This window comes from Cohnella phaseoli, assembly GCF_003386235.1.
Lineage (GTDB): Bacteria > Bacillota > Bacilli > Paenibacillales > Paenibacillaceae > Cohnella > Cohnella phaseoli.
The window spans coordinates 247,403-267,461 of record NZ_QRDZ01000009.1; the positions used below are offsets into that span (position 1 = coordinate 247,403).

Consider the following 20,059-nt stretch of genomic DNA (forward strand, 5'->3'; position numbering starts at 1 on the left):
GAGGATGAATGAAGAAGAGTTTAACTCGAATATTACCGCTCACGCTGGCGATGGCATGCATCGGGCTCTTGATGTTCTCTCCATTTGTGATTACTTTCACAAATTCATTTATGACAGAGCGTGAAATTCTCGGGAATTACGGACTGTTGGGGACGATGCCAGTCGTTACGCAAGGGGAGCCTGCTGTATTCGTAAATCTGAAGCTTATTCCGGATTGGCTGAGCTTCGAACAATACAGGAAAGTGTTGCTAGAGTCGCCAACGTATTTGTTTATGTTTTGGAATTCCGCCGCGATGGTTGCTGCCATCATTGCAGGACAGACGATTGTAAGCGCGCTGGCAGCCTATGCTTTTGCCAAGCTCCGGTTTAAGGGAAGAGAGGGTTGGTTTCGGGTTTACTTAATGACGATGCTGATGCCCTTCCAAGTGACCTTGGTTCCGAATTACCTTATCGCTGACAAATTAGGTTTGTTGAATACAGCCGGCGCGATTATTTTGCCAGGGATATTCGCAGCGTTCGGTGTGTTTATGCTGAGGCAATTTATGCTCTCGATTCCCTATGCGCTTGTTGAAGCGGCACAGCTCGACGGTGCCGGCCACTATCGGATTTTCTATCGAATTATGCTTCCTTTAATGAAGCCGGGAATTGCGGCGCTGATCATTTTGCTGTTCGTTGATTATTGGAATATGGTCGAACAGCCCTTGATTTTCTTGAAGGATGCATTTAAGCAGCCCTTATCGCTTTATTTGTCCACCCTTCATAAGGAAGCCCAAGGCATTGGCTTTGCCGCATCGCTGATCTATATGGCGCCGATGGTCCTCCTGTTTTTATATGCGGAAGCTTATTTTATCGAAGGGGTTCAAATGTCGGGGATTAAAGGGTAGCCCTGAGAGCGAGAGGGGGGATAGAATGACTGCTGCGCCCACAGAGGATCTAAATGTAAGGAAAAAACGAAAAATCGTGTGGTTCTCCGGTCTGTTGTTCGGTTCGCTCCTTTTTCTTACTCTGGCAAGCAACACGTTGTTGACATTAAACCTGCCAAAGGTACGAACTGAACTAGGAAGGGAAGGAGCGCTAGTGACAACATGGCACGGTACAGCCAGGCTGATGCCTCGGCAGCGTATCGATTTATCGAACAAGGCGGAATGGTCCGTTAAGAAAGTTCATGTGAAAGAAGGAGACCGGGTAGCCAAAGGGACGACGCTAGTGACGTACGAGAATCCTGCCGCCGAGCAGGAAGTTCTTGATAGGCAAGACGAACTCGCGCAGCAGCGACTAGCGTTGGCCGGGTTGCAGGATGCCTATATTGAAGCCGTTCAAAATAACGACGAGATGCAAGTGCGCCGTTCGAAGCGGGAGCTGGAACGCGCGCAATTGGCCATTGGAGTTCAGGAGAGAAAACTGAGAACGATGCAGTCTGAGACGGGCGCTCGCGAACGTCTCCTTGCGCCTTTTGACGGGGTTGTGACGCAAGTTCGGGCGACGGCGCAGCTGCCTTCGGGGAGCGGAGGCCCGGACATTAGCGTAGTGAATAGTCAGCAAGGGTATCAATTCGAAATAGACGTACCGGATGTCTGGGGGAGGAAGCTGCGTCCCGAGGAGAAGTTGAACGTTCAAATCGAACATGAGGGAGCGGCGGTTGCGGTTGAAGGGATCATAATCGAAATTCGAGCAATCGCAACTGCAGCAGAAACTGAAGAAGCTTCCCTCCAAGAAGGAGGGAGAGGGAATCCCCATCCATTGGCATCCAGTCACCAAGTCGTTGTGAAGGTCCAACATCCGAATGTTCAAGCGAATGAACTCGTGAACGTGGAGTTGACACAAACGGAGAAAACCGATGGCGGCATGCTTATAACGAACGCAGCGCTTCGTCAGGAAGGGAAAAACAGCTACGTGCTTGTCATCGAAGAGCGTTTAGGTCCGTTAGGCAATACTTTTATCGTTCGTAAGGCGCCCGTCCGTCTTGGCGGGACGAATGGTCAAGAAACACTGGTGTTACAAGGGGTATACCTGAAAGATCGCATCGTCGTCGAGAGCAGCGAGCCGCTAACGGAAGGTCAGCGCGTAAGAGTCTAATAGTTCGGAGTCGCATCGATTCCATAAAGGAGAGGTTTAATATGAAAAAAAGTGGCGCATTTAGTTTGATTGTTGCCCTAATGACGGCGTTGTCAGCATGCGCCGGCGGACAGGCCGGCAAGACGAACCAATTCGAGCAGGAGGGACAAGCCAGGAAGACAATCGTCTTATCCGTATTCCAAGCGCATCCTGTGTATTCCTTTGCTGCGAAAAAATACGGAGAGCGGCATCCCGATGTAGACATTCAAATTCAGGAATACAGTCAGGGCGAGGGCTCCGATCTTGAAGGCAAACTCGAGAAATATGTGAATATCACCAATACAGAGCTATTGTCTGGCAAGGGAGCCGATTTAATTTCCCTGGATGTGAGCGGCTTCCCGGTTGGGAAATACGTAGACAGACAAGCGTTAGCGAACTTAAGCGAATGGATGGAGCGGGACCCCGACTTTGATCCGCGATCGTATGAAATGAACATCCTGGACGGGGCCAAGATGAGAGGCGGGCTCTATACGCTGCCCCTTCGGTTTTTCCTGGACAGTCTTATGGGCGATGCAAAAGCGATCGAGCAATCCGGCGTGAAATTCGACGACCGTACATGGACATGGAGAGAATTCACAACAGTGGGCCAGGGCCTGGCGGAATCAGGAATCCACGAGTATTCGATGGGGAATACGCCGCCCGAGCTGATGCTGAACAATCTGTTCGTCGATAACTATACACGCATTGTCCATACAGAGAAGCACCCTGCCAGCTTCGATGCCCATGCATTCGTTGAGCTGATGGAGCAGGTGAGGACGATGTATGCGGACAAGGTGATCACGGATGCCGAAGTGAGCGCGGGAGATTATTTCTTTGCACCTGCTCTGATCCTGTCGCCTGAAGATTATTTTATTGGGCCGGCGATGTTCTATGAGCAGGGGAAGATTTATTATAAGCCGCTCGCTGCAGGGCAACAGGCTGGAGGCGCTTTTGTCATGAATATGACCTTGGGGATGAATAAAAATTCGAAGGTACAGGCGGAAGTGTGGGATTTCATGAAGTACTTAATGTCAGACGAGATCCAGACGATGCCTGATCTGCAAGGGTTCTCCGTCAATAAATCAGTAAATGAGAAAATGTTCAAGGAGCTTCAGGACAAAGGCGCAGTTGAGTCGCCAATGGGGTCCGCGATCCCGGTTCAGAAGGCAGACGGCGACAGGCTCAGGCAGATGGTATCGCAGGCGGTCACGCCGCAACAAAATGATTCGAAGATTCAAGCTATCATCGAAGAGGAAGCAAAGGCTTTCTACAGCGGTCAGAAATCGGCTCAAGCGGTTGCCGATTTGGTCGCGAACCGTGTGACGACTTATTTGAATGAGTAGACGGCAACAGAAGATCGGGCTCCAGTTCCTGTTGGAAAAGCCAATGCCGATGCTAACACGCTCACATAAAGTAATAGCATGTACCGACAACGCAGACAAAGTAAAAGGAAGCTGATTATTTATGTCTTGTCATATCGGAAGGGTTGTTATTGTAAAAAACGAAGGTACGGTTATTTTCGGAAATGTACGCAATAATTCCCCAAGCAGCGCGTCGAATGACGACGGAGGATCAACCGAAAGCGATACCGACGAGGTCTCAGTTGATGACATTCGATTCAGCGCGTCGATCCCGATCAGTCCGAACGTTCCTGATGTCACGATGTCGAAGTCGCAAACAAAAAATAAACAGCGCAGCACGGTACGAGGCACAAATGTTAAAAGCGGCCATCGCCGATAAGGGTACATCCGCAAAAAAAAACCGCGACTCTTATTGCATCGCGGGTTTGAACGATATTTATTAGTAGCCAGCTCTTAAAATTATTACCAAGAGTATGAAGAGTACAAGTACAAAAGCAGCAGCCTGCATACCACCATAAACTCCGCTCAAAGTATTCACCACCGATTTGTTTATTTGTGATTATTCATCACACCGTTAGCTTATGTACGACTGACTAAACGGTTCAGTACAATCACCCAAAGTAAACAAATCTCAGCGAATGCCTATTAAATAAAAAAAGATACCGGCTTGGCCGCATGACCGAGAAGCGATTGTTGCATGTTACCAGAGAAATTGGCATAGTGGAATGGATGGGAATTGGAGCTTTTGCAAGTCCGCTTATTTGCTTATTATTTAGGAACAGGAGGGAGACTCATTATGTATACACCAGCACATTTTAAGATTACCGATATCTCAGTCGCTCATCAGATTATAAGGGAACACAGCTTCGCTACATTATTCTCACAGCATGACGGAGAACCTTATGCGACCCATTTGCCCTTAATTTTAGATGGGGATCGTTTGTACTTGTATGGGCATTTTGCTCGTTCAAATCCTCATTGGAAAGAGATAAGGAATCAAGTTGTGTTGGCCGTTTTTCATGGTCCGCATTGCTATATTTCTCCCTCCTGGTACGAAACCAACAAAGCGGTACCAACATGGAACTATGTGACCGTTCACGTATATGGAGAAGTCGAATTTATAGATGACGAGATTGAATTGATGGACTCCTTGAGTGATATGGTATCCAAGTATGAAGCCGTTAATAGCTCTTACAGGTTGCAGGATATAGATCCTGATTTTCTGAGCGCCATGAATAAAGGTGTACAAGCTTTTAAAATGAAAATAAACAGGGTGGAAGGAAAAGCCAAGTTAAGCCAAAATCATTCCGTACAACGTCAGGAATTCGTTGTTCAACAGCTAGAGAAGATCCCAAACACCGACGAGCAAAAAATCGCTTTACTTATGAAACGTAACCTGGCCCGTTAAATTAACGGGGAATATAATGAAATGGGGCAGCCGGTCTTCGGCTGCCTTTTTCAGCGTGCAGATTCTTGCAACTGCAACTAACGCTTCAATGCAAATTTTCTGCGGAAGCCTGTGGGAGAGAGGCCTTCTTTCTTGGAAAATAAGGCGGAATAATACGAGACATGCTGGAAGCCTACCTCTTCGGCGATCCGGGCAATCGACAAGGGGGTTTGCAGCAGCAGGCGTTTGGATTGTTCGAGACGGTAATATTGGAGATACGTTATGGGGGTCATCCCATAGACCTTTAGCATTGCCTTAGCCAAATAATTGGGGTGGTAGTTCATTTTTTCTTGCAATACCGAATTCGTGATATCGCTAGCGTAGTTTTGTCGGATGAACAGTTCGATTCGGTCAGCTATCCTAATCGCAGTGTCGTTCATGGGCGATGCAAATTCACGGTCCAGATGCTGAAGGAACAATTGGAAGGAGGCTTGTCTTTTCCAGTTTCGAAGCGATTGCGGCTCGTTCTCCTGCTGAAAGAAGGTTTCCAGCACCTCCAGCGCTTTCGGCGACAGCTTCATATGTTTGGGAATGAAGATGGAAGAAACATCGGCATGGTGGAGATACGCCAGCTTTTTGTGTTCTTCGATTAACTCCATCTGTTTTCCCAAGCATTCGTTCATGTCGCAGCAGATTTGCCAACTGCCGAAGGTTTGAAAATGAATCCAAATGATTTCCGTATCCGTCGTACAGGGAACGTCGCCGTAGTGGTGTCCGTCCGGCAGTAGTATGAATCCTTCACCCTCGTTAATTTCCCAGGAACAACCGTTCTCTCCAATCGAAAGCATCCCTTTTCGGACAACAATGAGATCGAATACTTGGATGCAATTTCTTTCGATATGGGAATCTCCTACTCCGTAATAGGCATAACCGCAGTCTACGAAATAGGGAATGGGTGGAGAAATGAAGTGTAAAATCGCAGAATCCATACTCGTTCCTCCCAATATTGAATGGTTCAGAGTCCATTGTACTGTATCGTCAACATGATAAAAAGAGTTTCCCTGGATGAATTAAAAAAGGTTGAAATAATTGAAAAATAGGTTGGAATAAGGTGTTTTATTAAAAGAAAACCCATGTCACAATACAATTAAAACGCTTTCCAAAATCACACCGCGTTCAGTCGTCCCATGCTGGGGAGCTTCAAGGTTATGGTTCTAAACGTTTAGCTCGAAGGCTGGGCCAAACGGATAGACATATACATTCTTGTACATTTTGAAGGGAGAGCGGGGCAATGAACAACGGAAAGAAAATCGGGGCAGGTCTTCTCTCGGCTGCACTGGCGCTCAGTGTATTCGGCTGCGGGAACAACAAAAACAACGAGACAAACCCGGTATCGTCAGCGGCATCATCGGGAGCTGAAGCGACCAAAGCACCTGAAACGTCGTCTTCGAAGAGTGAAAAGGTTAAAATTACGTATTCGATGTGGGGAAGCGCGGAGGAAGGGAAAACCGTTCAGGCAACAGCGGACAAATTCAACGCTTCCCAAGACAAAATCGAAGTCGAAGTGGTTGCGATTCCTTGGGAAAGCTATATGACGAAGCTGAATACGCAGGCAACGGGAGGTCAATTGCCGGATACCGGGATGCTTAAGGAGGATGGCGTCATCCAGTGGTCGACCGACGGCATGCTGAACGATGTAAGCGCCATGTACGAAGGCAGCGACAGTAAACCTTTGGATAGCCTCGCCTACAAATATCAAGGCAAAACGGTAGCTTACGCGGCAGCCAATGAAATTCTCCTTCTCTATTACAACAAAGATATGTTCGACAAAGCGGGCGTGCCTTATCCGCCAGCCGCATTGGATAAAGCATGGACCTGGGACGATTTCGTAGCGGCGGCGAAGAAGCTGACGCTCGATAAGAACGGAAAACATCCAGACGAAGACGGCTTTAATGCGGAAGGTATCGTTCAGTATGGCGCATCCGTCGAAAACCTGCCGTGGCAGCTGGAAACCTGGGCTCTCAGCAATGGCGGGGGATATTATTCCGCCGACGGTGCGGAAGTGAGAGTCGGCGAAGACGCCAGCATCGAAGCGATTCAGAAGGTCGCGGATCTTTACTTGAAAGATCATGTTGCACCGTTGTCCGTCGGCCAGACCGATGACGGCATTCAGCGCACCATCATTGCGGGAACGGTCGCCATGGCCACGAACGGTCAGTGGAACGTAGGAACCAGCTTAAATGTCGCGAAGGAAGAAGGTCTGAACTACGGCATTGCCGTGCTGCCTTACATGAAGGATAAAGTGACCCTCGGCACGGGCGGCGCGAACGTCGTATTCTCCCAGACCAAGCATCCGGCAGAAGCCATGGAGTGGCTCAAATGGTATAACTCCGAAGAAAACAACTGGGGACTTATCAGTTCGGGAATCTGGATGCCGACGCTGGAAAAATGGTATACGGACGAAACCCTCACTCGCAAATGGGTGGAAAATCCGAACTTTCCTCCGTATGACGAGTACAAGTCTGCGGTAGTCGATTATGCGAGATCTTCCGCTGCAAGACCTGCTTCCTGGTTCTACACCAACCATACGACGGAATTCAACACCTTGCTCGGCTCGATTCTTGGAGATGTTTGGACCGGGAAAACGACTGCCAAAGACGCGATTTCCAAAAATCTCGATGCATTAAAAGCAGCTCATTCAGGCAACCAATAAATTGATAGAAAGGATGACCGCCAAGCTCACGCAAGCGGCGGTCATCCTTTAAACATGAGGTGGGAAGCGAGATATGGATACCATTAATAAACCTCTGGAACGACGTTCCCGTATCTTTTCAAGCGAGGCGCGCGTTGCTTATATCTGTTTGATTCCTGCCTTTCTCGGACTGATCTTTCTGACGTATGTGCCTCTTCTGGGGGTGCTGGGAATCAGCTTGACGAATTGGACCGGGCTGAAAAGCCCCAAATTCGTCGGTTTCGATAATTACATCACGCTCTTCACCACCGACCCTTATCTGAAAGACTCGATCCTGGCGACGATCTATTTTGCCGTTTTATCCGTTGTCGGAAGTATGATTTATTCGCTTTTTATCGCGATGCTGCTGAATCGTAAAATTCCGGCCAGAGGTATCTTCAGAGCCGTATTCTATGTGCCGTTCGTGTTGCCGGCCGCCGCAATCTATGTGGGCTGGTCATGGCTGTACGAAGCGAATTTCGGATTCTTCAACTTTCTTCTCTCCGAAGTCGGATTGCGCAAGGTGCTCTTTATTGCCGACTCCAGCTACGTTGTGCCGTCGCTTTCCCTGATTTCGGTATGGCTGGCCGGGAATTTGATCGTGATTTTCTTGGCCGGGCTTCAGAACGTTCCGAGCGTCTACCATGAAGCGGCCGAAATGGACGGGGCGAACGGGTGGAATCGCTTCTGGCATATTACCGTGCCATGCATGACGCCGATCATCTTTTACAACCTGCTGATGAGCTTGATCGCCAATCTCCAAGTCGTCACGCCGGCCCTTTCTCTGACCAATGGCGGACCCGGCAACTCATCTCGTTTCATGACTTATCTCATGTACGATCAAGCGTTCGTGAATTACAAGCTGGGCTATGCCTGCGCGACTACCTTTATTATTTTCGCTATTCTAGCGGCTTTTACCGCCGTATTGTTCAAGACGTCCAATCGATGGATCTTCAATGAAGGAGGCGACGACAAATGAGCGTAGCGGCATACGGCAGGCTAAGGAGCAAGAAACGCAAGGATCTAACCGCGAATATGATTACGTTTGCCGTCGTCGTTGTTTTTGCAGTTGTCGTGCTTTTCCCGATCTGGTGGATTTTCCGTACGTCTCTGATGACGAATGCCGAGATTTACAAGTACCCGCCGTCTCTAATCCCGCAAAACTGGCTGTTCTCCAACTATGAAAAGACACTAGAGATATTTAAGTTTTGGAAATATTTATGGAACACGATGATCATTATCGTTCCTTCTTGTTTGGCAGGGACATTCACGGCCACCTTGTGCGGATATGCCTTTGCAAGACTGCGGTTTCGGGGCAAAAATTTGATCTGGGCCCTATGCATCGGTTCCATGCTTCTGCCGGCTATGGTTACGCTCATTCCGCTTTATATCGGGTGGACAAGGGGACTGGGGCTCCAAGACAGCTATTTGCCATTGATTTTGCCTTATTTCTGCGGCGGCGGCGCCTTTAATATCTTTCTGATCCGACAGTTTATTATGTCCATCCCGAGAGAGCTCGATCAAGCGGCAACGATCGATGGCGCCGGTTACTTCCGTATCTTGTTCAGCATCATTATGCCGGCCATCCGATCGGCTATGATCGTTGTCGCTTTGTTTATCTTCATCGGGCTATGGAACGACCTGCTCCAGCAGATGATATACATTAACTCGAGCGATAAATATACGATAGCTTTGGGACTAACTAACTTCAGGGGCCAATTAAAGCAGGACTGGTCGCTGACGATGGCAGCCACGTGCCTATCCTTTGCTCCGGGAGTTATTTTCTACCTGATTGGTCAAAGGTATTTCGTAGAGGGAATCACTCTGACCGGATTGAAAAATTAGCAGCTCCAAGAAAGAAAGCGGGAGAAACTATGAGCAGAAACTTAGAGGCGTCTAACATAACGGGGAAATCGCGTTTATTGCAATTAAATCAAGTCCGTATAGAAGATCCGTACTGGTCTGAATATATTCGGCTTGTTCGAGAGGTCATTGTACCTTACCAGTGGGAAGCGCTGAACGATCGTATTCCCGGGGTAGAGCCCAGCTCCGCGGTGCGAAACTTCAAGATTGCGGCGGGAGAAGAAAACGGCGAGTACTGGGGCATGGTGTTTCAGGATAGCGATGTAGCTAAATGGCTTGAGGCAGTCGGGTACTTACTCGCGACGCAGCCCGATCCGGAGCTTGAGCGGATCGCGGACGAAGTGATCGATATTATTGCCAAAGCCCAACAGCAGGACGGTTATCTGAACACTTATTTTACATTAAAAGAACCGGATCGCCGCTGGACCAATCTGGCAGAATGCCATGAACTCTACTGCGCGGGTCATATGATCGAAGCGGCCGTTTCCTATTATAACGCGACGGGTAAACGCAAAATTCTGGATGTCGTCTGCAAGTTTGCGGATTATATGGATACCGTATTCGGGTCGGAGCCTGGTCAATTGCACGGGTATGACGGCCACCAAGAAATCGAGCTTGCGCTGGTCAAGCTATATCGGGCGACCGGCAACGAGAAGTACCTGGAGCTTAGCCGGTATTTCCTCGATCAGCGCGGCGAGCAGCCCCATTTTTATTTGGAGGAATTCGAGAAGAGAAACGGGACCGTTCATTTCCCGCATTTGGACATGGCTCACGACCATGCCTATAGCCAGGCGCATCAGCCGATACGTCAGCAAGAGAAAGCGGAGGGACATGCCGTCCGCGTCGTCTATATGACGACAGCGATGGCAGATGTTGCCGCCCTTACAGGGGACACAGAGCTGTTGGAAGCTTGCCGTAAGCTATGGCGCAATATCGTCTCCAAACGAATGTATATTACGGGCGGCATCGGATCGATGGCTCAAGGAGAGGCGTTTTCGCTCGATTACGATCTGCCTGGCGATACGGCATATGCGGAAACGTGCGCCTCGATCGGGCTTATCTTCTTTGCCCGGCGAATGTTAGAGATCGAGCCGAACGGCGAATACGCCGATGTGCTGGAGCGAGCGCTGTACAACACCGTAGTCAGCGGGATGTCGCGCGACGGTAAGAAGTTCTTCTATGTAAATCCGCTGGAAGTTCATCCGGACGCCTGCGGCAAAAACCATATCTACGATCACGTGAAGCCGGAGCGCCAGGGCTGGTTCGGATGCGCATGCTGCCCGCCGAACATCGCGAGATTGCTCGCTTCCTTGGGCGAGTACATCTATACCGTTCGAGATGAGACGGTCTACACGCATCTGTACATTGGCGGGCAGGCTAATCTCGAACTGAACGGTCAGAAGGTGCGTCTCGAACAGCAATCGGCCTATGCATGGGACGGGATTACGCGGATGACGGTCAAGACGGATGCTCCGTTGCGGTTCGCGCTGGCGTTTCGTATCCCTTCCTGGTCCGGCGGCCAGGCAACCCTGCAGTTGAACGGGCAAACCTTCACCTATGACGATGCGGATCTCAAGGCAGGCTACTTAATCATTGACCGTGTCTGGTCGAATGATGATGCGGTGGATCTTGTTTTCGATATGCAAGTCCGACGGATGAAAGGCCATCCGCACGTGCGGGATACATTTGGAAAAGTAGCTTTGCAGCACGGCCCATTCGTCTATTGCATGGAGGAAGCGGATAACGGTCGGAACTTGCACCAATTATATCTTGCGAGAGGGAATAAGTTTTCCGTTCGCTTCATTCCTGATCTGTTAGGTGGCGTGAAGGTCATCGAGACGACAGTACATCGAGTTGCCTCTGACGAGTGGCAGGAAAATCTATACCTTGAGGATTCCCACGCGGGACTGAAAACCGAGTCGTTCATAGGGCGATTCATTCCGTATTTCGCCTGGGCCAATCGAAACGTCGGCGAGATGGCCGTGTGGGTTCGCGATTGTTAATCGGTAAATATGTTATGATAGAGGCTGTAACCTATAGAAAGGATGAGGATATTGGCTCGTCGTTTGAAAATGCTCAAAAATGTCGCTGTTCGCTGCAGCTTCTAAGTTCCTACCCCAAACTTAGAAGCGAGGTATCAATATAAGATGAACAATCCTTTATTTCACCATTGGTCGGAGATCAAGTATTTGAAGGACCTTGTGTCCAATCCGCTTATTGAAGTGGGAGAATATTCGTATTACTCCGGCTACTATGGGAATCAGAATTTTGAAAATGGCTGCGTACGATATTTGTGGGGAGATATCGAGTCGCGAAAACTATTTAATCCCATTAAACAATTCGGCTGGAAGCTCGATAAACTGATGATCGGCAACTATGTTTGCATTGCCAGCGGAGCCGTCATCCTGATGGGAGGCAATCATAATCACCATCCCGAATGGATTACGGTCTATCCCTTTGCCGAGCAGATAGAACAATCTTACGAGCCCAAGGGCGACACAGTCATCCAAAGCGATGCCTGGATCGGCATGAACGCGATGATTATGCCCGGCGTTACCATCGGCGAAGGAGCTATCGTTGCAGCTGGCTCGGTCGTGTCCAAGGACGTGCCGCCTTATACGATCGTTGGCGGAAACCCAGCAAAGGAGATCAGAAAACGATTCCGCGAATCTGAAATCGATATGCTGCTGGAGATGCGTTGGTTCGATTGGGATCGTTCCTGGGTTGAAAAGGCGATTCCGCTTCTATCCAGCTCCTCAATCGAACGATTGTATGCTTTCTATAAGCAGGAGGTCGTTGGTGGATAAGTTAAGGATTCGCGTCGCGGAACGTAACACACCGATATGCCCAGATAGTTAATAGGGTTAATTAAAACCGCAAGGCCATTAGGCTTTGCGGTTTTTTGTCGATTTAACGCTGAACAATTCAATGAGACTAAGACGGATAATGGATGGCATGGAGCCGTGTTCGGCCAATGGAGCTTGCGAAATCTATTCTTTTTTTAAGCATTTCTTAAGCGGACCCAAAGCTATGAGTACCCAATTCGGTAAGAACTTCTCTCTATACTGGCTTTACTTTACATCTTAGAGGGAGGCTTGAGCTTGTGAACACGAAAGCTTTACGCAACCAAGATCGCATACCGGAGCTGCAGCTTGTGCGCGCGCTTGCTATTTTATGCGTGCTGACCGTGCATGCCAGTGCATCCGCAACGATCGCGATGCAAAACTCCGGCTATTACTGGATCTACAATTTTATCAACGTCTTTATGAGAGTCGGAACGCCCACGTTTATTTTCCTAAGCAGCTTCGTCCTATTTTATAGCTATTATCGTAGACCTTTAGATCGTAAACTAATAAGTTCCTTTTACAAAAAGAGACTGCTGTACATTCTCGTGCCCTATGCTGTTTTCTCGGCGATTTACTTCGTGGTGGTGCGTTACGGCGCGAATCAGGCTTTATTCGATGCTGAAGCCTTGGCCACCTTCTGGAAAAAGCTGCTCACCGGAAAAGCATACGCTCATCTTTACTTCATCTTCATCAGCATTCAGTTTTATGCCTTGTTCCCTGTACTGCTATGGGCAACGAAACGCTGGACGCGATTGGTGCATTTTCTCATACCGCTCGGCCTTGTCGTTCAATGGGGCTTCGTTCTTCTGAATAAGCACTACTGGCATGTGACGAATAAAGGAAGCTGGTCGCTGTCTTATTTCTCGTTCTTTTTTCTCGGGGCGGCGCTGGGCATTTATTATCCGAAAATCAAAAATTGGATTGTCGTCTCCAAAGCGAACGCGAGCTTGACCCGCGTATCGGCATGGGCGCTTTTGTGGACGGCCTGGCTAACCGTGGCTCTGGTTCACGTCACGGTTTATTATCAAGCTCGCGCCAATGGCGTTCGCTTTAACTCTACGCTGTACGAGTTTCTGTGGAACTTCCATTCCCTAACGTCGGCGCTGGCGATCGTTCAGGCGGCCTTCTACATCTATCGCCGCTTTCCGAATTCGCTATCCAAGCTATTGCAGCCGCTAGGCCGATATTCGTTCGGCATTTACTTAATTCATTTATTGTTCCTGTATACTTACGATCGGTTCATGCCGGACTATGGCATATCCTGGATGTCGCACTTTAAGTATTTGGGCAGTTGGGCAGTTATGCTATCGGCCTCCTTGGCTGTCGTCGCGTTCTTGGCCAAATTTCTTCCGGGGGCCTGGATGTTGTTCGGCCGTCTCCCGGATCATGCGGGGAGTCGCCGGAACGTCTCTATTCGAAAATTCGCTACGGCCGGCACAGCGGCCGTGCTGGCGGTGGCTATTGTAGCCATCGGAATTTGGGTGAAAAAAGAGGAAGAAATTCGCAATCCAAACGTTCAGCAAGCGGAGGTGTCTCTAAACACGACGGACAAACTCACCGAATCGTACGATGTCGTTGTCGTCGGAACAGACCCGGAAGGCGTGGCCGCGGCGGTGTCGGCTGCCCGCAACGGGCTAAGCGTCCTGCTTGTCGAGGGCCGCAATCGCACGATGTTAGGCGGCTTAATGACCCACGGCGGCCTTAATTCGATCGATCTGATCTATGCGCCGGGAAGCTCGACCTCGCGTAACAACCCTGTGTTTTTGAATAAAGGGATTTTTCAGGAATTTTACGAACAAATCGAGGGTTCCTCGTTCGACTTGACGACCGCCGCCAATGCATTCGCCAGAATGGTCAATGACGAGCCGAATATCGATCTGGTCATGAACGCTCGGGATCTGAAGCCTTTATCCGAGAAAGACGACAACGGACAAATTAAAGTAACCGGCGTTTCTTTTAAGACGGACAAAGGAGCCGAACGGAACATCTCCTCATCCGCGGTTATCGATGCGACGCAGGATGCCGATATCGCGGCTGCCGCCGGTGCGCCTTTTACGTTCGGAAGAGAAGACCTTGGCGAGCCCGACGCGAAGATGGCCGTCACGCTCGTGTTCAAGATGAGCGGCGTGACCCCGTCGGTCTGGAATTCATTTTCCCGACATCCGAATACGGGCGTTGACGCCATGAGTGCCTGGGGCTTTTCGGAAGCCAAAAATTACGTTTCCGATACGCCGGAACGCGTTCGAATGCGGGGGCTCAATATCGGCAGGCAGAACGACGATACGATGCTCATTAACGCCATGCACATTTTTAACGTCGATCCGCTTGATCCTTCCTCGGTTGAGAAAGCTTTGGCCACGGGTAAAGCCGAAGCCCCGAAGATTGTTGATTATCTGACGAAAAATACTAAGGAGTTCAAAAATCTGAAATTTGCCGGTACGGCCGACGAGCTATACGTCAGGGAAACGAGACACCTTCTCGGGGAATATCGCCTGACCTTGGCGGACGTGATGGACAATCGCGATCACTGGGACGCGATCGCCTACGGCTCCTACGACCTGGACGTTCAGAGCACCGATCATACAAATGCCGGCTACATTCTCATGTCGCCATACCAGTACGGCATTCCGTTCCGAACGCTTGTGCCGCTTCAGGTCGATAACTTGCTCGTCGTCGGCCGTTCGGCCAGCTACGACTCGCTTCCGCACAGCAGTGCGCGGGTGATCCCCGTCGGCATGGCTACTGGGCAAGCCGCAAGCGTTGCGGTAAAGTTAGCGAAGGAGCACGGGATCACCGTTCGCGAACTGTCGCGTTCGAAGGATTTGATTGCCAGGCTTCGTTCCGACTTGACGGGGCAAGGCGTGGATCTCACTGTCCACGAATTTAAGAAGCCCGCATATTCAGAGCACAAAGCTTATAGAGGCTTGCTGGCCGCGGCGAGCTTGCTCATGACAAGCGGTTCGTCGAATAACAAGGAGTTTAAGCTCGACGATCCTTCCAACGCGCAAAGATACGCCTATCAACTGACGCGATTGAACAAGGCTCATCCGAAGGCTTTTCCCGGAAAAGCGGTAGAAGCGATGAAGGGATTGGACAAGCCCGGCGAAATCCCGCTTTCCCTCGAGCAAGCCGTTCGTACGATCTCGCTGGCCATCTCGGACGATCCGAACGAAGCAGTTGATCTCGATCAAATGCTTCAGCGCGGATGGATTAAACCGAATACGTTAGATGCCATTGAAAAGAGAGAAAGTCTGACGAACGGCGAAGCTTTTCTATTGATGCGAGATGTTCTGGAATACTATGCCGGCATCGTGTATGAATAGTATCGTGCGATTCGCAAAGGAATGAATCTTGACAAGAAAAATAGTCCCTTAAGAAGCCGCGTAAATTGCGGCTTTTTTGTTTTGTGGGCAGATGGGAGGGAGAGAAGGAGCGGGGCAATTGAATGTTCAGCTTAAAATCATCCTTGACAATAGGGTAGGGGACTATACTATAATCTAATCGAACTCTACAGTGGAATCCGTTCCCAGTAACTCTCGTTTATGACGGCCGTCACGAGCGCTTAAGGGAAGCAGAGAACCATCGGAGAATTCCGATCAGATGGAGGTATACTCATGTCAACGCAATCCCAGGCATTTTCGCAAGCCGATCCTAAACGCTGGAAAGCATTGGCTTTACTCTGCCTTGCGAATTTTATGGTCATTATGGATACATCGATTATCGGAGTAGCGCTGCCGGCGATCAAGGAATCGCTGGGGTATACGCAGGAAAGCTTGCAATGGGTGTTTAACGCTTACGTCATATTCTTTGGCGGTTTGCTACTGCTTGGAGGTCGCTTATCGGATCTCTTCGGCCAGCGAAGCATATTTATGTGGGGATTTTCGATCCTGACGCTGGCCTCTCTGCTTGCGGGCTTTGCTTGGAGCGACGAGGCGCTGAATGTGGGTCGCGCACTGCAGGGATTTGGTTCCGCTCTGATCGCTCCTTCAGCACTTACGATCGTCATGATGCTGTTCAACGGAAACCCTAAGGAACTGGGAAAGGCTCTTGGATTCTGGGGGGCGTCGGCAGCGGCTGGCGGATCGGCTGGCGTTTTTCTCGGGGGTGTCATTACCGAATGGCTGAGCTGGAAATGGACGTTTTTAATTAATGTTCCGGTCGGGATTGTCGCTTTGCTCGTTGCGCCTAGCCTATTGTCGAAAGGGATACGCAGAAAAGGGAGCATTGACATCCTCGGCGCCGTCTTCGTTACAACTGCATTAGTCCTGCTCGTGTATGGCATCGTGACAGCTGAACACAACGGTTGGGGATCGTCTTCCACCCTATGGACTATCCTTTCGGGAGCCGCACTTTTTGTTCTCTTCCTGATCATTCAAGCGGTGAAAAAGGACCCGCTTGTACCGCTTCGGATTTTTAGAACTCCTAATTTGGCCGCAGGCAATATCGCGCTCATCCTGCTGTCCGGAGGATGGATACCGCTGTGGTATTTTCTTAATCTTTACATGCAGCAGGTATTGAAGTTTTCCGCTTTCGCCGGCGGAGTAGCATTGCTTCCGATGACGGTTCTGATTGCGATCTTCATGATGTTTATAACGGGGAAATTGATCGGAAAGTTCGGGTTAAAAGCCAGCTTGGTCGTCGGATTGATTGCACTCGGGCTGTCTATGCTTCTGTTCTCGGGAAATACGCCGATCGACGGTACATTCGTCGGGAATGTACTGCCTGCTTCATTGTTGGGGGCGCTAGGGATGTCGCTTGCTTATATCCCGGCAACGATGGCATCGATGTCAGGCGCCAAGCCGGAAGAGGCGGGGCTGGCATCCGGTCTTGCCAATTCAAGTTACCAGATTGGCTCAGCTATCAGTTTGGCTATCATGGTTGCGATCGCTGCCTCCACAACAGCGTCCAAAGCGGCAGCTGATCCTATAGAAGCTTTGAATGCCGGATTTCATCAAGCCTTTTTCTGGTCCAGTATGGTTGCTTTTGCAGGAGCGATTTTAGCGCTGCTCTTTATACGTTCGCCTAAGCAAGGGGAATCAAGCGCCACTGCGGCAATGTAGCGTGAGTGCTCTCGAGTCGAAGAAAAGCCGAACTTTGTCCCTACGTGACGGGTTCGGTTTTTGTTTTTCATTTAGTCCAATCCTTCGGGCAATGAGTGCATCTAATAAGTAGAAAAGACGAAGGGAGAATAAACAGGACAATGGGTACTTCGGCGAACAGTAAGGCAAGAAGAGTCGTGTATACGACGGGCATTCTGAGGAAAAGTCCGCTTATGCGGTTTGCGCTCGTAGATGCAGTCAATCTTACGGGATGGTCACAGGATATTACCGTTCAGGTGATAGATTGGTCTAGCGGCTCCCCCGTCCACTTAAAAGTAAGTCCCTGCAATAGGACGAAATGCACGCAAGAGGTAGGGCCCAACAAGTCTGTGTTTTTGTATGCAGACATAAGCAAAGTAGAGTTCAAATATGAAGTTCGAATTACCCAGCCAGTTACCCGTCGTTTCGTAACCAACGTATTTGGCGTAACGAGGTCTCCGTTTAAGCCGCTTCAAGGCGGTACCGTACTCCAACACGAACTGGTCAGGATCGGAAAATAATATCGCCCTCTATTTTGCCAGAGTAACACTTCCGCTTCGCCTACAATATGATGAGTCTAGAAATCCAAAGAGGTGAGGCAATGGCAGTCGTAAAGGCCAGGCAGCAGGATATTGATATGTTGGCAAGGTTGCTTCGAGCCGAGGCCGAGACCGAAGGCGAAATGGGCATGCTCCTTGTTGGAAATGTCGGCATTAATCGAGTAAGAGCGAATTGCTCCGATTTTAAGGGACTTCGGACTATCCCCCAAATGATTAACCAGCCGCATGCGTTCGAAGCCTTGCAGCACGGGATGTTCTATCAAAGCGCAAGAGATAGGGAACGCCGCTTGGCGCAACGGGCCGTGAATGGGGAGCGGAACTGGCCCGCCAAATACTCCCTGTGGTATTTCCGTCCGGGTTCGTTCGAAAATCCCGGCCCCTGTCCGCCAACCTGGTATAATCAGCCGTTCGTAGGACGATGGAAGAAGCACTGTTTTTATGAACCGACCGCAGAGGAATGTGAAAATGTATATAATACGTTTTAATTCAGTGCCGCGTAAATCGCGGCTTCTTTCATTTACATAGCGTAGCGGCATAGGTCTTATTTTCATTTTCCAGAAATATCATTTTTTGATAAGATGGAAGGGCAGAGGAACTGACGATATTTCTCAAAAACGAATGCAACCAAATTGGCGACAAGCTTAAAGAAAGGGAGTTTTATAATGGAGCTTCAAGAAATTAAGCACAATTTAACAGAGACCCGAGGCCAATTACTCGAAATTCTTGCCGGATTGAGTGAAGATCAATTAAACAAGCAGGAAGATTCGAACAGTTGGAGGATCGGTCAGGTATGTCAACATCTATTTAAGACAGAAGAATTGTATGTCGTAGCAATAAAGAAAGGATTAAAGGGCGAGGAAGATTCGCTTCTAGAAAATAAACCCGTAGAATTTCTACTCGATAGAAGTAAAAAATGGAATGCTCCTGACATCGCTAAACCAACGGATGAACTTATGGAACGCCAAGAAATCGTAGAGAAACTAAACCTTTCAAGAAAGAAGCTGCTTGAGCTATTAAATACGATAGAAGACCCGTCAATACTGAGCAGAAGATATTTTACACACCCGGTCTTTAAGGAGATGCTATTAATTGATTGGGTTAAGTCACTGTATTTGCATGAACAAAGGCACATGAAACAAATAAATGAAATTATAGATAGGCATCAGTGATTGAGTTGCTTATTCGGAGAGCAATTCGGTTTTCTTTTTTTATATTAGTTGTAGTCGGTTTAGTTGGATGCAGCAAAGCTTCCACTGTAATAAAGGAAGCGAAAATGCAGGAGCTGAATAAAGATGTCCAGCTATTTGTAAATAATCTTGAGAATAAAAATGGTTTATATTTATATTCACCAGTAGGAGAAACGCAATATCTGGTAGCTAAGTATCCTAATGTACCCGACGGAGAAGAAGCCAAATTTCTTCAATCGATTACAGCCCAGATTCTGGATCATGTCTTAGTCGTAAGTATAGAAGAACAAGGTACACATGATTATCAGGATAAGAGATTAGACACGATACGAATTTATAAACTAAGCTGTGTCAATGAGTATGGGGAAATACGGATATATAAAAACGGAAAAGAAGTAAGCTTGGATCTGGTAGGCGGATGAGGCGGACTGAACCTTTGGCAACAAGATGCTGAGGAGGGATGTTTTCCTGAAGGTCCATTGGCAGGTAAAGTTGGTGATTGTATATTAAGTGTACAAAGAAACCGTTCCTTTCATAAATGGTGGGTCGCACCTCCATTGCCAAAGGACGGTTTCTTTTGCGTTTTTCGTAGTCTCGATGAAAAGAAGGGGAGGGGGGATCCAACGTTGTCAGGTTAGGAGAACTATGAGCGACCGCGTCCGTTGGGGGGCATTCAGGCACTTTTTTGGCCTTCACTCCGGGGCTCAGGTGGAGTCGAGGCACTTTTTTGCACTAGTCATGCATCAAACCTGACATAATAGTCGAAGGGTGAGGCCTAATCCAATATTGTGATTTGGTTTCATATTTTCCCATTTGATTTTCTTCCCAGTAAGCCAAAAAATCAGAGCAGGAACAGAAGACGCGATTTTCCACAAAATTGGATATTCATTTATCTTTGCCTAACGTAGTATGACGCGCTGATTCTCCTCGACAAGCTTGACTCTATCCGTCT

15 protein-coding genes are annotated in these 20,059 nt (G+C 48.9%); 14 read left to right on the forward strand and 1 reads right to left on the reverse strand.

The window, feature by feature from the left end:
• Positions 1-8 precede the first annotated feature (8 nt).
• The 4 genes from DFP98_RS14020 to DFP98_RS14045 all read left to right on the forward strand — a co-directional run bounded on the left by DFP98_RS14020 (position 9) and on the right by DFP98_RS14045 (position 4,863).
• A complete protein-coding gene (locus tag DFP98_RS14020; RefSeq protein WP_116061220.1) occupies positions 9-884 on the forward strand; it encodes a carbohydrate ABC transporter permease in 876 nt (291 codons plus the stop codon).
• Positions 885-1,077: 193 nt separating this feature from the next.
• A complete protein-coding gene (locus tag DFP98_RS14025; RefSeq protein WP_246016527.1) occupies positions 1,078-2,076 on the forward strand; it encodes an efflux RND transporter periplasmic adaptor subunit in 999 nt (332 codons plus the stop codon).
• A gap of 41 nt (positions 2,077-2,117) precedes the next feature.
• Positions 2,118-3,437 carry an ABC transporter substrate-binding protein gene (locus tag DFP98_RS14030; protein WP_116061222.1) on the forward strand — a complete coding sequence of 440 codons (1,320 nt, stop codon included), beginning with the start codon at positions 2,118-2,120 and terminating at the stop codon, positions 3,435-3,437.
• Between the two features lie 814 nt (positions 3,438-4,251).
• A complete protein-coding gene (locus tag DFP98_RS14045; RefSeq protein ID WP_116061224.1) occupies positions 4,252-4,863 on the forward strand; it encodes an FMN-binding negative transcriptional regulator in 612 nt (203 codons plus the stop codon).
• 77 nt (positions 4,864-4,940) lie between these two features.
• On the opposite strand, the gene DFP98_RS14050 is transcribed toward DFP98_RS14045, so the two are convergent.
• On the reverse strand, positions 4,941-5,831 hold the full coding sequence (locus tag DFP98_RS14050) for a helix-turn-helix transcriptional regulator (protein WP_116061225.1): 891 nt from the start codon (positions 5,829-5,831) through the stop codon (positions 4,941-4,943).
• Positions 5,832-6,133: 302 nt separating this feature from the next.
• Between DFP98_RS14050 and DFP98_RS14055 the strand changes: the two genes are divergently transcribed.
• The 10 genes from DFP98_RS14055 (at position 6,134) to DFP98_RS14105 (ending at position 19,529) form a co-directional block, all read left to right on the forward strand.
• Positions 6,134-7,555 (forward strand): ABC transporter substrate-binding protein, encoded by a 1,422-nt coding sequence (locus tag DFP98_RS14055; protein ID WP_116061226.1) that lies wholly within the window; start codon positions 6,134-6,136, stop codon positions 7,553-7,555.
• A gap of 73 nt (positions 7,556-7,628) precedes the next feature.
• Complete coding sequence (locus DFP98_RS14060) at positions 7,629-8,552, forward strand: carbohydrate ABC transporter permease (RefSeq protein WP_116061227.1); 924 nt, start codon at positions 7,629-7,631, stop codon at positions 8,550-8,552.
• The gene (locus tag DFP98_RS14065) at positions 8,549-9,418 is read left to right on the forward strand and encodes a carbohydrate ABC transporter permease (protein WP_116061228.1); all 870 of its coding nucleotides are present in this window, start codon (positions 8,549-8,551) and stop codon (positions 9,416-9,418) included. The genes DFP98_RS14060 and DFP98_RS14065 overlap by 4 nt, the downstream gene beginning before the upstream one ends.
• A gap of 29 nt (positions 9,419-9,447) precedes the next feature.
• Positions 9,448-11,439 (forward strand): glycoside hydrolase family 127 protein, encoded by a 1,992-nt coding sequence (locus DFP98_RS14070; RefSeq protein ID WP_116061229.1) that lies wholly within the window; start codon positions 9,448-9,450, stop codon positions 11,437-11,439.
• Between the two features lie 144 nt (positions 11,440-11,583).
• Positions 11,584-12,243, forward strand: coding sequence for a CatB-related O-acetyltransferase (locus tag DFP98_RS14075; protein ID WP_116061230.1), 660 nt, complete (start codon positions 11,584-11,586; stop codon positions 12,241-12,243).
• A 296-nt stretch (positions 12,244-12,539) separates the two neighbouring features.
• Positions 12,540-15,605: an FAD-dependent oxidoreductase gene (locus DFP98_RS40130; RefSeq protein WP_181917680.1), complete on the forward strand. Its 3,066-nt coding sequence runs from the start codon at positions 12,540-12,542 to the stop codon at positions 15,603-15,605.
• A gap of 291 nt (positions 15,606-15,896) precedes the next feature.
• Entirely contained in the window at positions 15,897-17,342 is a 1,446-nt protein-coding gene (locus DFP98_RS14085) for a DHA2 family efflux MFS transporter permease subunit (RefSeq protein WP_116061231.1), read from the forward strand.
• Between the two features lie 619 nt (positions 17,343-17,961).
• The gene (locus DFP98_RS14095; RefSeq protein WP_116061233.1) at positions 17,962-18,405 is read left to right on the forward strand and encodes a cell wall hydrolase; all 444 of its coding nucleotides are present in this window, start codon (positions 17,962-17,964) and stop codon (positions 18,403-18,405) included.
• A gap of 177 nt (positions 18,406-18,582) precedes the next feature.
• Entirely contained in the window at positions 18,583-19,089 is a 507-nt protein-coding gene (locus DFP98_RS14100) for a DinB family protein (RefSeq protein ID WP_116061234.1), read from the forward strand.
• 104 nt (positions 19,090-19,193) lie between these two features.
• Entirely contained in the window at positions 19,194-19,529 is a 336-nt protein-coding gene (locus DFP98_RS14105) for a hypothetical protein (protein ID WP_116061235.1), read from the forward strand.
• Positions 19,530-20,059: the final 530 nt, after the last annotated feature.